This window comes from Pseudonocardia yuanmonensis (assembly GCF_039542425.1).
Classification (GTDB): domain Bacteria; phylum Actinomycetota; class Actinomycetes; order Mycobacteriales; family Pseudonocardiaceae; genus Pseudonocardia; species Pseudonocardia yuanmonensis.
Window position 1 is genome coordinate 115,388 of record NZ_BAABIC010000020.1, and the last position, 14,376, is coordinate 129,763.

Sequence of the window (14,376 nt, forward strand, 5' to 3'; positions counted from 1 at the left end):
GTGCCGTGACCGCCGGTCTCCGTGGCTGTTCGGCGGACCGGGGGCGGCGTTACCGTGCGGCCATGTGTGACGGACACGCCACCCCGGCGGAGGTCGCGCAGGGCGTCCCGCGTCCCGCCGAGGGGCCGGCGGTCGACCCGGTGCATCTCGAGCCGGTCGACGAGGTCCGGATCACCACGCTGGTGGAGAACGTGTTCGACGCCCTGCTCACCGGCGACCGGCGGGTGTCGCGGGTCGGACTCGGGGCGGGCCGGGCCACCGCGGCGCAGTTCCTGGGCGGCGCCGCGGACGTCGGGCTGAGGGCCGAGCACGGGTTCGCCGCGCTGGTCACGGTGCGGCGCGGCACCGCGACCACCTCGCTGCTGTTCGACGCCGGCCTCTCGCCCGACGCGCTGGTGGTCAACGCCGGGCGGGTCGGGGCGGACCTCACCGGGATCCAGGGCGTCGTGCTCAGCCACGGGCACCCGGACCACGCCGGCGGCCTGGCCGGGCTGGCCGGCCGCAAGGGCACCCGGGCGCTGCCGATGGTGCTGCACCCGGCGGCGTGGACCCGGCGCCGGCTCGCGCCGCCGGGTGGCGAGGCCCGGGAGCTGCCCACGCTCAGCCCGCGGGCGCTCGCGGGCGAGGGGTTCGAGCTCGTCGAGCGGCGGTTCCCGTCGGTGCTGCTCGACGGCGCGGTGCTGATCACCGGCGAGGTGGACCGGACCACGGAGTTCGAGCGGGGCATGCCGCCCGCGCACCAGGCGTGGACCGGGTCGGCGTGGGAGTACGACGCCGCCGTGGTCGACGACCAGGCGCTCGTGGTGCACGTCAGGGACAAGGGGCTGGTGGTGCTCACCGGCTGCGGGCACGCTGGGGCGGTCAACATCGTCCGGCACGTGCAGCGGCTGACCGGCGTCGGCGAGCTGTACGCGCTGCTCGGCGGACTGCACCTCGGCGGCCCGCACTTCGAGCCGGTCATCCCGCCGACGGTCGCGGCGCTGCGCGAGCTCGCCCCGGAGGTGCTGGTGCCGGGGCACTGCACGGGCTGGCGGGCCCAGCACGCCCTGGCAGCGCTGCCGGAGGCCTGGATCGCCCCGAGCGCCGGCAGCACCTACACCCTCTGACCCGCGAGCCGGCACGTGCGGGCGACCGAGTGTGCGGGCCCGGAACGTCCCGCGACGTGCGGTTCGGTGACCCGCGGGTGCCGACTGACGGGATCTAGAGGTGCTTCAGGGCCTCCTTGCGGGACAGCGGCGAGAGCTCGGGATGGGTGTCGACGAACTCCCGCACCCAGAGCGGGTCCGTGCGGGCGTGCTGGCGCAGCGCCCACCCGATCCCCTTGCGCAGGAAGAAGCCCTCGTCCTTGAGGCTGGCCTCGATCGCGTCGGCGAGCAGGTCGACGTCCGTGTCGCCCTTGGACTGCAGCTGGCAGAGGATCGCCGTGCGCCGCAGCCAGGGATCGGGGTCGGTGGCCCACTGCCGCATCACCGGCGTGACCCGCACGGGCTCGGCCCGCAGCAGCGGCCCGACCAGGCGCGACGCGATCTCGTCGACGTGGTCCCACCATGCACCGGTGACCACCCAGTGCCGGTAGCGGGGCAGCCAGTCCGCGTCGGGCCAGCGCGCGTAGCCGCGGTAGCCCGCCAGCGCGGTGGCCAGGTAGCGCTCCTCGCGGAACTCCGCGCCGTCCCACAGCGCGTCGACGACGGCGGCGAGCGCCCCGGGCGTCGGCGGCGGTGCGGCCTGCACGCACTCCCGCAGGATCCGCGCCCGGACCGGCTGCGGGACCCCGCGGAACGGCATGTCGGACTTCATGTACGCCTGCATGACGGGCGCGGCCTCCGGGTCCGCGCCCGCGGCGAGCCCGGCGCGCAGCGCGTCGGCCAGGGTGCTCATGAGGTCAGCCTAGGCCCGGGCGCCACTCCTTCGAGGAGGGTGAGCGGGAACGCCTTTGCATGAGTTTTCATGACGGTGCATACTCTTGCGCGTGGTACGGATCGCGGTGGCGGGAGCCAGCGGGTATGCCGGGGGAGAGCTGTTGCGCCTCCTCCTGCAGCACCCCGAGGTCGAGATCGGTGCGCTGACGGCGGGCGGCAACGCGGGGCGACGACTGGGCGAGTTCCAGCCGCACCTGCTGCCGCTGGCCGACCGTGTGCTCGAGGAGAGTACGGCGGAGGTGCTCGGCGGGCACGACGTGGTGTTCCTTGCGCTGCCGCACGGGAAGTCCGCGGAGATCGCGGCGCAGCTGGGCGAGTCCGTGCTGGTCGTGGACTGCGGCGCGGACCACCGCCTGCGGGACGCCGACGCGTGGGACCGCTGGTACGGCGGCGAGCACGCCGGCCACTGGCCGTACGGCCTGCCCGAGCTGCCCGGCGCGCGGGACGCGCTGCGGGGCACCACCCGGGTCGCGGTGCCCGGCTGCTTCCCGACGGTCTCCTCGCTGGCCCTCGCGCCCGCCCTCGCGGCCGGCCTGGTGGGCCCGGAGGTCGTGATCACCGCCGTCACCGGGACGTCCGGCGCGGGGAAGTCGCTCAAGCCGCACCTGCTCGGTGCGGAGGTCATGGGGTCGCTGTCCGCCTACGGGGTGGGGGGCGTGCACCGGCACACGCCGGAGATCGCGCAGAACCTGTCGGGGGTGTCCGGTAAGCCCGTCTCCGTGAGCTTCACCCCCGTCCTCGCTCCCCTCCCCAGGGGCATCCTCGCAACCTGCACCGCGCCCCTCACCGGGGACGGCGCCGAGGCCCGCGAGGTCTACGACAAGGCGTACGCCGCCGAGCCCTTCGTGCACCTGCTGCCCGAGGGGCAGTGGCCCACGACCAAGGCCACGCTCGGGTCGAACACCGTCCACCTGCAGGTGGCGGAGGACGCCGATGCCGCCCGGCTCGTGGTCGTCGCGGCGATCGACAACCTGGCCAAGGGCACGGCGGGCGGGGCGATCCAGTGCATGAACATCGCGCTGGGCCTGCCCGAGGTCACCGGCCTGCCGACCACGGGGGTGGCGCCGTGAGCGTGCCGTCGGCGCAGGGCGTCACCGCTCCGCAGGGCTTCCGGGCCGCCGGGATCGCCGCCGGCATCAAGGCCGGCGGCAAGCCCGATCTGGCGCTCGTCGTCAACGACGGGCCGCAGCAGACGGCCGTGGCCGTCTTCACCCGGAACAAGGTGAAGGCCGCACCGGTGCTGTGGTCCCAGCAGGTCATGTCCACCGGCACGCTCAAGGCGGTCGTCCTCAACTCCGGCGGGGCGAACGCCTGCACCGGCCCCGAGGGCTTCCAGACCACGCACGCCACCGCGGAGAAGGCGGCCGAGGTGCTCGGGTGCGGGGCGATCGAGGTCGCGGTCTGCTCCACCGGCCTGATCGGCGCCCAGCTGCCCCGGGAGACCGTGCTGGCCGGGGTCGAGAAGGCCGCGGCGGCCCTGGAGGCCTCGCCGGAGGCCGGGCTCGCCGCCGCCACCGCGATCATGACCACGGACACCGTGGCCAAGCAGGCCGTGGCCGCCCGCGAGGGCTGGAGCGTCGGCGGGCTCACCAAGGGCGCCGGCATGATCGCGCCCTCGATGGCCACGATGCTGTCCGTGCTCACCACGGACGCGGCCGTCGAGCAGGAGGTCCTGGACCGCGCGCTGCACGCCGCGGTCCGGGTGAGCTTCGACCGGCTGGACGTCGACGGCTCGATGTCCACCAACGACACCGTGGTCGTCCTGGCCTCCGGCGCCTCCGGGGTCACGCCCACCGAGCAGGAGCTCACCGCCGCGATGACCGAGGTCGCCAAGGACCTCGCGCGGCAGATGCAGGCGGACGCCGAGGGCGTCACCAAGCGGGTCACGGTGCGGGTGACCGGCGCCGCGAGCGAGGACGACGCCGTGGTGATCGCCCGGACCGTCGCCCGGGACTCCCTGGTCAAGACCGCGTTGTTCGGCTCGGACCCGAACTGGGGGCGTGTCGCGGCGGCGGCGGGGTACGCCGACGCCGACCTGGACCCCGAGAAGCTGGACGTCACGATCAACGGCGTCACCCTCTGCCGGGGCGGCGTCGCCGCAGTGGACCGGTCGCTGGCCGACCTCTCCGGCGAGGACGTCCTCGTCGAGGTGGAGCTGGGGCTCGGGTCGGGCGAGGCGGAGATCCTCACCACCGACCTGTCGCACGCGTACGTGGAGGAGAACAGTGCCTACTCCTCCTGAGATCCCGGGCCGGCTCAAGCGGGCCGGGGAGAAGGCCGGGGTCCTGGCGGAGGCCCTGCCCTGGCTGCAGCGCTTCCACGGGCAGGTCGTCGTGGTCAAGTACGGCGGCAACGCCATGGTCGACGAGGAGCTGAAACAGGCCTTCGCGCAGGACATGGTGTTCCTGCGGCTCGCCGGCATCCACCCGGTCGTCGTGCACGGGGGCGGTCCGCAGATCAGCGCCATGCTCACGCGGCTGGGCCTGCCCGGCGAGTTCCGCGGCGGGCTGCGGGTGACCACTCCCGAGACGATCGACATCGTCCGGATGGTGCTGGTCGGGCAGGTGGGCCGCGAGCTCGTCGGGCTGGTCAACCAGCACGGGCCGTACGCCGTCGGGCTCTCCGGCGAGGACGCGGGCCTGTTCACCGCCGAGAAGCGCACGGCGCTCGTCGGCGGCGAGACCGTGGACATCGGCCTGGTCGGGGACGTGGTCGAGGTCAACCCGGCCGCGGTGCTGGACATCGTCAAGGCCGGCCGGATCCCCGTCGTCGCGGGCGTGGCCCCGGGCGTCGACGGCCAGGTCTACAACATCAACGCCGACAGCGCGGCCGCCGCGCTGGCGGCCGCCCTCGGCGCCGCGAAGCTCGTGGTGCTCACGGACGTCGAGGGCCTGTACGCGAACTACCCGGACCCCGAGTCGATCATCTCCGCGCTGACCGCGGCCGAGCTGGAGCCGATGCTCCCGGAGCTGGAGAGCGGGATGGCACCGAAGATGGAGGCCTGCCTGCGGGCGGTGCGGGGCGGGGTCCCCCAGGCGCACGTGATCGACGGGCGGGTGCCGCACTCGGTGCTGCTCGAGGTGTTCACGAGCGAAGGAGTCGGAACGATGGTGGTGCCGTCATGAGTACCTACGCCGAGCGGTGGCAGCACGCGCTCATGAACAACTACGGCACCCCGCCGCTCACCCTGGTGCGCGGCGAGGGCGCGGTGGTCTGGGACGCCGAGGGCAACCGCTACCTCGACCTGCTCGGCGGGATCGCGGTGAACTCCCTCGGCCACGCGCACCCCGCCGTCGTCGAGGCGGTGACCCGCCAGATCTCCACGCTGGGGCACACCTCGAACCTCTACATCACCGAGCCGCCGCTGCAGCTCGCCGAGAAGCTCCTGCAGCTGCTCGGCCAGGAGAGCGCGCGGGTGCTGTTCTGCAACTCGGGCGCCGAGGCCAACGAGGCGGCGTTCAAGATCGCCCGGCGGACCGGGCGGCCGCAGATCGTGGCGTGCCGGGACGCGTTCCACGGGCGGACCATGGGGGCGCTCGCGCTCACCGGCCAGCCGGCGAAGCGCGAGCCGTTCGAGCCGATGCCCCCGGGCGTCGTCCACATCCCGTACGGGGACGTCGAGGCGCTCGAGGCGGCGGTCACCGAGGAGACCGCGGCGGTGTTCCTCGAGCCGATCCTCGGCGAGGCCGGCGTGATCGTGCCGCCCGCGGGCTACCTCGCGGCCGCGCGGGAGATCACCTCGCGCAAGGGCGCCCTGCTGGTGCTCGACGAGATCCAGACCGGCATCGGGCGGACCGGCGCGTGGTTCGCCCACCAGGCCGCCGGCGTGGTGCCGGACGTCGTCACCCTGGCCAAGGGCCTCGGCGGCGGGCTGCCGATCGGCGCCTGCATCGGCATCGGTGCGGCCGCGGGCCTGCTCGAGCCCGGCCAGCACGGCACCACCTTCGGCGGCAACCCGGTGAGCTGCGCCGCGGCCCTCGCCGTGCTCAGCACGATCGACAACGACGGGCTGCTCGAGCACGTCGACCGGCTCGGCAAGGAGATCGTGGCGGGGATCCAGGGTCTCGGGCACCCGGTCGTCACGGACGTCTCCGGGGCGGGCCTGCACATCGGCATCGGCCTGAACCAGCCGGTGTCCGCGGGGGTGGCGAGCAAGGCCCGCGAGCACGGCTATCTGGTCAACAACGCGGTGCCGACCCGGGTCCGGCTCGCGCCGCCGCTGATCCTCACCGAGGCGCAGGCGCAGGGCTTCCTCGCGGACCTGCCCGGCATCCTCGACGAGTCCGGCGGGACGGTCTGATGAGCGTCGTCGGAGGCCCGGCGCGCCGCGTCGGGAAGGGCAGGCCGCGGCACTTCCTGCGGGACGACGACCTGTCGCCCGAGGAGCAGACCGAGGTGCTGGCCCTGGCCGCGGACATGAAGGCGGACCGGTTCGCCCACCTGCCGCTGGTGGGGCCGCGGTCGGTGGCGGTGCTGTTCGACAAGTCCTCGACCCGGACCCGGGTGTCGTTCGAGGTGGGCATCACCCAGCTCGGCGGGCAGCCGGTGATCCTCGACGCGGCGAGCAGCCAGCTCGGCCGGGGCGAGACGATCGAGGACACCTCGCGGGTGCTCTCCCGGTTGGTCGACGCCGTGGTGTGGCGGACCGCCGGGCAGGCCCGCCTCGAGGCGATGGCGAGTGCGTCGTCGGTGCCGGTGGTCAACGCGCTGACGGACGAGTTCCACCCCTGCCAGGTGCTCGCCGACCTGCTGACGATCCGCGAGCGGTTCGGCCGCACCGCCGGCCTCACGCTCGCCTACCTCGGCGACGGCGCCAACAACATGGCCCACTCGCTGCTGCTGGGCGGCACGCTCGCCGGGATGCACGTGCGGATCGGGGCGCCGGCGGGCTTCACCCCGGACCCGGACGTGCTGCGGGACGCGAAGGCCCACGGCTCGGCGGCCGGCGGGTCGGCCGAGGTGGTGCCGGATCCGCTGGCCGCGGTCGAGGGGGCGGACGTCGTCGTCACCGACACCTGGGTGTCGATGGGCCAGGAGGCCGACGGGCTGGACCGCGCCGCGCCGTTCCGGCCCTACCAGGTGAACGCGGAGCTCCTGGCCCACGCGGGTGAACGCGCGATCGTGCTGCACTGCCTGCCCGCGCACCGCGGGGACGAGATCACCGACGAGGTGCTCGACGGGCCGGCCAGCGTGGTGTGGGACGAGGCGGAGAACCGGCTGCATGCGCAGAAGGCCCTGCTCGCGTGGTTGATGGACCCGGTCCGGTCGGGGAGCGACCCGCGATGAGCCCGCGCACCGGACGGGCCCGTCCGTGACCGCCGCCCGCCCCCGCAACCAGGCCGCGACGCGGGTCGCCCGCCAGGCGCGGATCGCCGAGATCGTCGCGCAGCGGGAGGTCCGCAGCCAGGCCGAGCTGCTCACGCTGCTCGAGGCCGAGGGCATCGAGACGACCCAGGCCACGCTGTCCCGGGACCTCGACGACCTGGGCGCCGTCAAGGTGCGCGGGGCGTACGTGATCCCGGACGACGGGAGCCCGGTCCGCGGCGTCGAGGGCGGCACCGCCCGGCTGTCCCGGTTGCTGGGGGAGGTGCTCGTGTCCGCGGACGCGAGTGGCAACCTCGCCGTCCTGCGCACCCCGCCCGGTGCGGCCCACTATCTGGCGAGCGCGCTGGACCGCGCCGCCCTGAACGACGTCGTCGGCACGATCGCCGGCGACGACACCGTCCTGGTGGTGGCCCGCGAGCCGCTCACCGGGGCCGAGGTCGTCGCGCGTCTGCTCGAACTCTGACAGCGCTGATATGAGGAGAACCAACCCGTGAGCAAGGTCCTGACCTCCCTCCCCAAGGGCGAGCGCATCGGCATCGCCTTCTCCGGAGGCCTCGACACCTCCGTGGCGGTCGCCTGGATGCGCGACAAGGGCGGGATCCCCTGCACCTACACCGCCGACCTGGGCCAGTACGACGAGGCGGACATCTCCGGCGTCCCCTCCCGCGCCAAGCAGTACGGCGCCGAGATCGCCCGCGCGGTCGACATCAAGCCGCAGCTGGTCGAGGAGGGCCTGGCCGCGCTGGCGTGCGGCGCCTTCCACATCCGCTCCGGGGGCCGGACCTACTTCAACACCACGCCGCTGGGCCGCGCCGTCACGGGGACGCTGCTGGTGCGGGCCATGCAGGCGGACGGGGTGAACATCTGGGGAGACGGCTCGACCTTCAAGGGCAACGACATCGAGCGGTTCTACCGCTACGGCCTGCTGGCCAATCCCGAGCTGCGCATCTACAAGCCGTGGCTCGACGCGGACTTCGTCCAGGAGCTGGGCGGGCGGGACGAGATGAGCCGGTGGCTCACCGCCCACGGGCTGCCCTACCGGGACTCGGCCGAGAAGGCGTACTCCACGGACGCCAACATCTGGGGCGCGACCCACGAGGCCAAGACGCTCGAGCACCTCGACGTGTCCCTGGAGACCATCGAGCCGATCATGGGTGTGAAGTACTGGGACCCGTCGGTCGAGATCGAGACCGAGGACGTCGCGGTCACCTTCGAGGCCGGGCACCCGGTGGCGATCAACGGCGAGCGGTTCGCCGACAACGTCGCCCTCGTGCTGGCGGCCAACCGGATCGGCGGGCGCCACGGCCTGGGCATGTCGGACCAGATCGAGAACCGGATCATCGAGGCGAAGTCGCGCGGCATCTACGAGGCGCCCGGGATGGCGCTGCTGTTCGCGGCCTACGAGCGGCTGCTCAACGCGATCCACAACGAGGACACCCTCGCCAACTACCACATCGAGGGCCGCAAGCTGGGCCGGCTGCTCTACGAGGGGCGCTGGCTGGACCCGCAGGCGCTGATGATCCGCGAGTCGATCCAGCGCTGGATCGCCTCGCTCGTGACCGGCACCGTGACGCTCCGCCTGCGCCGCGGGGACGACTACACGATCCTCGACACCCAGGGGCCCGGCTTCTCGTACCACCCCGACCGGCTCTCCATGGAGCGGGTCGAGAACGCCGCGTTCGGGCCCACGGACCGGATCGGCCAGCTCACCATGCGCAACCTCGACATCGCCGACTCCCGCGCCAAGCTGGAGTCCTACGCCGGGCAGCCGAGGGAGCAGGGGACGGTGCTCGTCGAGCACGGCACGCTCTTCGGCGAGCTGCCGTCCGGCGGCTTCGACCGGATCGCGGCGGCCCCGGAGGGCGCGGCGGCCGCCGGGCGCGAGTCGGAGAAGTCCCTCGACGAGGCCGCTCTGGAAGCGGGTAACGACTGATGGCGGACTCCGGGTTGTGGGGTGGGCGGTTCAGCGGGGGGCCGGCGGACGCGCTGGCCGCGCTGAGCAAGTCCACCCACTTCGACTGGCGGCTCGCGCCGTACGACATCCGTGGGTCCAGGGCGCACGCGCGCGTGCTGCACCGGGCCGGGCTGCTCAGCGACGCCGAGCTGGACGGGATGCTCGAGGCGCTGACCAAGCTCGCCGCGGACGTCGAGTCGGGGTCGTTCGTGCCCGCGCTCGCGGACGAGGACGTGCACTCAGCCCTGGAGCGCGGCCTGATCGAGCGGGCGGGGCCGGACCTGGGCGGCAAGCTCCGGGCCGGCCGGTCCCGCAACGACCAGGTCGCCACCCTGTTCCGGATGTGGCTGCGGGACGCGGCCCGCCGGATCGCGTCGGGCGTGCTCGACGTGGTCGACGCGCTCGTCACGCAGGCCACCGCCTGTCCGAACGCGCCGATGCCCGGCCGCACCCACCTGCAGCACGCCCAGCCGGTGCTGCTGTCGCACCAGCTCGCCGCGCACGCCCAGGCCCTGGTCCGGGACGTCGACCGGCTGCGGGACTGGGACAAGCGGGCGGCGGTCTCGCCGTACGGCTCGGGCGCGCTCGCCGGGTCGTCGCTGGGGCTCGACCCCGAGGCGGTGGCCGCCGAGCTGGGCTTCGACTCGTCGGCGGAGAACTCGATCGACGGCACCGCGGCGCGGGACTTCGCGGCGGAGGCGGCGTTCGTGCTGGCCATGGTCGCGGTCGACCTCTCGCGGCTGTCCGAGGAGGTCATCCTCTGGGCCACGGCCGAGTTCTCCTACGTCACGCTCGACGACGCCTTCTCCACCGGCAGCTCGATCATGCCGCAGAAGAAGAACCCCGACGTCGCCGAGCTGGCGCGCGGCAAGGCGGGGCGGCTGATCGGCAACCTCGCCGGGCTGCTGGCCACGCTCAAGGGCCTGCCGCTGGCGTACAACCGGGACCTGCAGGAGGACAAGGAGCCGCTGTTCGACTCGGCCGAGCAGCTCGAGCTGCTGCTGCCGGCGGTGGCGGGCATGGTGGAGACGCTTGTCTTCCACACCGACCGGCTGGCCGAGCTCGCGCCCGCCGGGTTCACCCTGGCCACGGACGTGGCGGAGTGGCTCGTGCGGCAGGGCGTGCCGTTCCGGGTGGCGCACGAGGCCGCGGGCGGGTGCGTCCGGGCGGCCGAGGCGCGCGGCGTCGGGCTCGAGGACCTCACGGACGCCGAGCTGGCCGCCGTGCACCCGGCCCTCACGCCCGCGGTGCGCGAGGTGCTCACGGTCGAGGGCTCCATCGCCTCACGGGACGCCCGCGGCGGCACCGCCGGCCCACGCGTCGAGGAACAGCTCGACGACCTGCGCCTCGCCTCCGCCGACGCCCGGGCCTGGGTGAGCGGCTGAGTGGCCGCCCCGACCCGGCCGTTGATCGCCCGCGGGGAGCTCGCGACCGACGTGCTCCCCGTGGCGGCCCGGCTCCTCGGCTGCACCGTCGAGGCGGACACGCCCGAGGGGCTGGTCGCCGTCGAGCTCGTCGAGGTGGAGGCCTACCGCGGGGCGGACGACCCGGCGTCGCACAGCTACCGGGGCCCGACCCCGCGCAACGCCGTGATGTTCGGCCCCGCGGGGCACCTGTACGTCTACTTCGTCTACGGCATGCACTTCTGCGCGAACGTCTCCTGCCTGCAGGAGGGCGAGGCCGGCGCGGTGCTGCTGCGCGCCGGGCGGGTGGTGTCGGACCCGGGTGTGGCGCGGGTCCGCCGGCCCACCGCCCGGCGGGACGCGGACCTGGCCCGCGGGCCCGCGCGCCTGGCGTCGCTGCTCGGGCTGGGCCGGGAGCACAACGGCGTCGACGTCACCTCCCCGGACTCGCCCGTGCGGGTGGTGGCGGGGGAGCCGGTGCCGGCCGAGCGGATCCGGACCGGCCCGCGGGTGGGCGTCGCCGCCGCGCACGACACCCCCTGGCGGTTCTGGGTGGACGGGGCGCCCGAGGTGAGCCCGTACCGGCCGGGCCGCGTCCGAACCGTGACCCCGCGGGGCCGGGCAGCGGTGGACAGCTAGGGAAGGCCATCCTAACCTTCCTGCCGTGTTCGTTGATCGTCGGCCAGGCCGACTCCTCACGCTCGTCGGCCTGCTGCTCGCGGGCGCCCTCGTCCTCACCGCGTGCGGTGGTTCCGGCGGGGAGCAGTCCGGGTCGGAGAGCACCGCGCCCTCCGGTGCCTCGGGCGCCTTCCCGGCGATCCTCACGCACAAGTTCGGCACCACGACCGTGCCGGCGGCCCCGCAGCGCGTCGTGTCGCTGGGGTACACCGACCAGGACGCGATCCTGGCGCTCGGCGTGGTCCCGGTCGCGATCCGCGAGTTCACCGGCAACAAGCCGTCCGCCACCTGGGACTGGGCGCAGGACCGGTTGCAGGGTCGGCAGCCGCAGGTCCTGCCCGTCGGCGAGGTCAGTACCGAGGCCGTCGCCGCGCTGCGCCCCGACCTGATCATCGGTATCTCCGCGGGCCTGACCCAGGAGCAGTACGACACGTACTCGAAGATCGCGCCGACGGTCGCGCAGCCGGCCGGGTTCGTCGACTACGGCACGCCGTGGCAGGACGCCACCCGGCTCACCGGGCAGGCCCTGGGCAAGCCGGCCGAGGCCGACAGGCTGATCTCGGACCTTGAGGCGAAGTTCGCGCAGGTCAAGGCGGCCAATCCGGCGCTGCAGGGCAAGACGGTGGCCGGCGTGCGGCCGAGCACCGCGGACGACGCGTCGTTCTTCGTGTGGGGGTCGCAGGACCTGCGGGCACGGTTCTTCGAGGCCCTGGGCATGACGATCCCGCAGGAGTTCGACCAGCTGGCCGGGTCGAACTTCTACGCCACGGTCTCCACCGAGGAGATCTCGAAGCTCAACGCCGTCGACTCGATCGTGCTGATCACGGCGAGCGACGCCGAGACGCAGGCGTTCGAGAACCTGCCCGGCTACTCCGGCCTGGAGCCCGTCCGGGCGGGGCACTCCTTCACCCCGACGCCCGAGCAGTCCGCGGCGATGTCCTTCTCCAGCGTGCTGAGCCTGCCGGCGCTGCTCGACACCCTGCCGGCGGACATGAACGCGAAGCTCGCCTGATCCGCGGCCGATCCGGTCCGACCTGCGGCCCGTCCCCCGGAACCCGGGGGACGGGCCGTCCCCGCATCGGGGAGGATTGCGGCGTGAGCATCCTCGACGAGCTGGAGTGGCGCGGCCTCATCGCGCAGACCACCGACCTCGACGCCCTGCGCAAGGACCTCGAGGGGCCCGAGCCGCTCACGCTCTATTGCGGGTTCGACCCGACGGCCTCGAGCCTGCACGCCGGGCACCTCGTCCCGCTCCTGACCCTGCGCCGGTTCCAGGAGGCCGGGGCCCGGCCGATCGTGCTGGCCGGCGGGGCGACCGGGCAGATCGGCGACCCACGGGACGTCGGCGAGCGGAGCCTGCACAGCGTCGCCACGGTCGGCGAGTGGGCCGAACGCATTCGGGGCCAGCTCGAGCGCTTCGTGACGTTCGACGACTCGCCCACGGGGGCACTCGTCGCGAACAACCTGGACTGGACCGGCGACCAGAGCGTCCTGACCTTCCTGCGGGACATCGGCAAGCACTTCTCGGTCAACGTCATGCTGGCGCGGGAGACGGTGAGGCGCCGGCTGGCCGGTGAGGGGCTCTCCTACACGGAGTTCAGCTACCTGCTGCTGCAGTCCCAGGACTACCTGGAGCTGTACCGGCGCTACGGCTGCCGGCTGCAGATCGGCGGGTCGGACCAGTGGGGGAACATCGTCGGCGGGGCGGACCTGATCCGCCGGGTCGACGGGGGCACGGCGCACGCGATGACCACGCCGCTGGTCACCGACTCCGAGGGCCGGAAGTTCGGCAAGTCGACGGGCGGCGGCAACATCTGGCTCGATCCCGAGCTGACCTCGCCGTACGCCTGGTACCAGTACTTCGTCAACGTCTCCGACGCGGACGTCGGCACCTACCTCCGGCTGTTCACCTTCCTGCCGCGGGAGGAGATCGAGGAGCTCGAGAAGGAGACGGCCGAGCGCCCGCACCTGCGGTCCGCGCAACGCCGGCTCGCGGGGGAGCTGACCACCCTGGTGCACGGGCCGCAGGCCACGGCCCAGGTGGTCGCGGCGTCGTCGGCGTTGTTCGGACGGGGTGAGCTCGGCGAGCTCGAGGCCGGGACCCTGACCGCCGCGATGTCGGAGGTGCCCACCGCGGACACCTCGCTCGGGGCGGGCGCCACGATCGTCGATCTCCTGGTGGACACCGGACTCGTGGAGAGCAGGGGAGCCGCGCGCCGCGCCGTGAAGGAGGGCGGGGCGTACGTGAACAACGTCAAGATCGCGGACGAGGAGTGGACCCCCTCCGCCCAGGACCTCCTCGCGGGTGGCTGGCTGGTGCTGCGCCGGGGCAAGCGCAACCTCGCCGGCGTGCGTGTCGGGAGCTGACGACCCGCGGGGTCGGCGAGATCACACACACGGAGTTCCGGGCCCGGCGCTCCCGTCGAGGGGGGTGCCGGGCCCTTCCTAGCCGGGGGGAGCGCCGGCCGCGTACTCGCCGCGGCCGCCGGGCGCCGGAGCGCGGCGTCCGGGGGCGTGGCGCGGGGGCGCCGCGCGAGATCGGCCGCCTGACCTGCGGGAACTCCGAAAGGGACCCCCCGGTTTCCGGGGCCCCGGAGCGGGTGTGTAACTTTCTCTCTCGTCGCCACGGCGGTCAGCACGACAGACCGGGACGGGTTCTCCGGCCCAGAGTCAGACCGCAGGCGGGCGACGACAATCGGTTCGGTCGGGTCTCTCCAGGCGCGAACGGACCGGCGCGGGACTCCCGGTGCTTGACCCGGCCGGGGGACATGCGTAAGATAGGGAAGTTGCCTCCGAGCGGATCGCTCTGGTAGCGTGACAATCCGAGAAGGCAGCCCCGGATCGCGGTCGCGTGATGGTGTGCGGGTGTCTTTTGAGAACTCAACAGTGTGTCGAGCTTTGTGTTCTGGCGGTTTTTGTGCCAGTTCATGTTTTGGTTCGTGGTCCGGGCCCCGTCCTGGATGCGGACCGTTTGTTGGAGCCAGTTTTTGTTGGAGAGTTTGATCCTGGCTCAGGACGAACGCTGGCGGCGTGCTTAACACATGCAAGTCGAGCGGTAAGGCCCTTCGGGGTACACGAGCGGCGAACGGGTGAGTAA

At 73.5% G+C, this 14,376-nt stretch carries 13 protein-coding genes and 1 rRNA gene; 13 read left to right on the forward strand and 1 reads right to left on the reverse strand.

Going from position 1 to position 14,376, the window contains the following annotated elements; genetic code table 11:
- Positions 1-62: 62 nt before the first annotated feature.
- Positions 63-1,106 (forward strand): MBL fold metallo-hydrolase, encoded by a 1,044-nt coding sequence (locus tag ABD990_RS25580; protein WP_345383292.1) that lies wholly within the window; start codon positions 63-65, stop codon positions 1,104-1,106.
- A 94-nt stretch (positions 1,107-1,200) separates the two neighbouring features.
- On the opposite strand, the gene ABD990_RS25585 is transcribed toward ABD990_RS25580, so the two are convergent.
- Positions 1,201-1,878 carry a DNA alkylation repair protein gene (locus tag ABD990_RS25585; protein WP_345383293.1) on the reverse strand — a complete coding sequence of 226 codons (678 nt, stop codon included), beginning with the start codon at positions 1,876-1,878 and terminating at the stop codon, positions 1,201-1,203.
- 91 nt (positions 1,879-1,969) lie between these two features.
- On the opposite strand from ABD990_RS25585, the gene argC reads away from it, so the two are divergent.
- From argC to ABD990_RS25645, 12 genes are all read left to right on the forward strand, one after another.
- Complete coding sequence (gene argC / locus ABD990_RS25590) at positions 1,970-2,989, forward strand: N-acetyl-gamma-glutamyl-phosphate reductase (protein WP_425569658.1); 1,020 nt, start codon at positions 1,970-1,972, stop codon at positions 2,987-2,989.
- A gap of 2 nt (positions 2,990-2,991) precedes the next feature.
- Positions 2,992-4,161, forward strand: a complete 1,170-nt coding sequence (argJ, locus tag ABD990_RS25595; protein ID WP_345383308.1) for a bifunctional glutamate N-acetyltransferase/amino-acid acetyltransferase ArgJ — start codon at positions 2,992-2,994, stop codon at positions 4,159-4,161.
- Positions 4,145-5,044, forward strand: a complete 900-nt coding sequence (gene argB / locus ABD990_RS25600) for an acetylglutamate kinase (protein WP_345383295.1) — start codon at positions 4,145-4,147, stop codon at positions 5,042-5,044. The genes argJ and argB overlap by 17 nt, the downstream gene beginning before the upstream one ends.
- Complete coding sequence (locus ABD990_RS25605) at positions 5,041-6,219, forward strand: acetylornithine transaminase (RefSeq protein WP_345383296.1); 1,179 nt, start codon at positions 5,041-5,043, stop codon at positions 6,217-6,219. The genes argB and ABD990_RS25605 overlap by 4 nt, the downstream gene beginning before the upstream one ends.
- A complete protein-coding gene (gene argF, locus ABD990_RS25610) occupies positions 6,219-7,205 on the forward strand; it encodes an ornithine carbamoyltransferase (protein WP_345383297.1) in 987 nt (328 codons plus the stop codon). The genes ABD990_RS25605 and argF overlap by 1 nt, the downstream gene beginning before the upstream one ends.
- Before the next feature lie 25 nt (positions 7,206-7,230).
- Positions 7,231-7,707: an arginine repressor gene (locus tag ABD990_RS25615; protein WP_345383298.1), complete on the forward strand. Its 477-nt coding sequence runs from the start codon at positions 7,231-7,233 to the stop codon at positions 7,705-7,707.
- Positions 7,708-7,734: 27 nt separating this feature from the next.
- Entirely contained in the window at positions 7,735-9,177 is a 1,443-nt protein-coding gene (argG, locus tag ABD990_RS25620) for an argininosuccinate synthase (protein WP_345383299.1), read from the forward strand.
- Entirely contained in the window at positions 9,177-10,583 is a 1,407-nt protein-coding gene (gene argH / locus ABD990_RS25625; RefSeq protein WP_345383300.1) for an argininosuccinate lyase, read from the forward strand. The genes argG and argH overlap by 1 nt, the downstream gene beginning before the upstream one ends.
- Positions 10,584-11,240, forward strand: coding sequence for a DNA-3-methyladenine glycosylase (locus ABD990_RS25630; protein ID WP_345383301.1), 657 nt, complete (start codon positions 10,584-10,586; stop codon positions 11,238-11,240).
- Positions 11,241-11,265: 25 nt separating this feature from the next.
- Positions 11,266-12,291 (forward strand): iron-siderophore ABC transporter substrate-binding protein, encoded by a 1,026-nt coding sequence (locus tag ABD990_RS25635; RefSeq protein ID WP_345383302.1) that lies wholly within the window; start codon positions 11,266-11,268, stop codon positions 12,289-12,291.
- An 83-nt stretch (positions 12,292-12,374) separates the two neighbouring features.
- Positions 12,375-13,646 (forward strand): tyrosine--tRNA ligase, encoded by a 1,272-nt coding sequence (gene tyrS / locus ABD990_RS25640; protein WP_345383303.1) that lies wholly within the window; start codon positions 12,375-12,377, stop codon positions 13,644-13,646.
- A gap of 620 nt (positions 13,647-14,266) precedes the next feature.
- Positions 14,267-14,376 (forward strand): 16S ribosomal RNA (locus ABD990_RS25645); the annotation flags it as partial.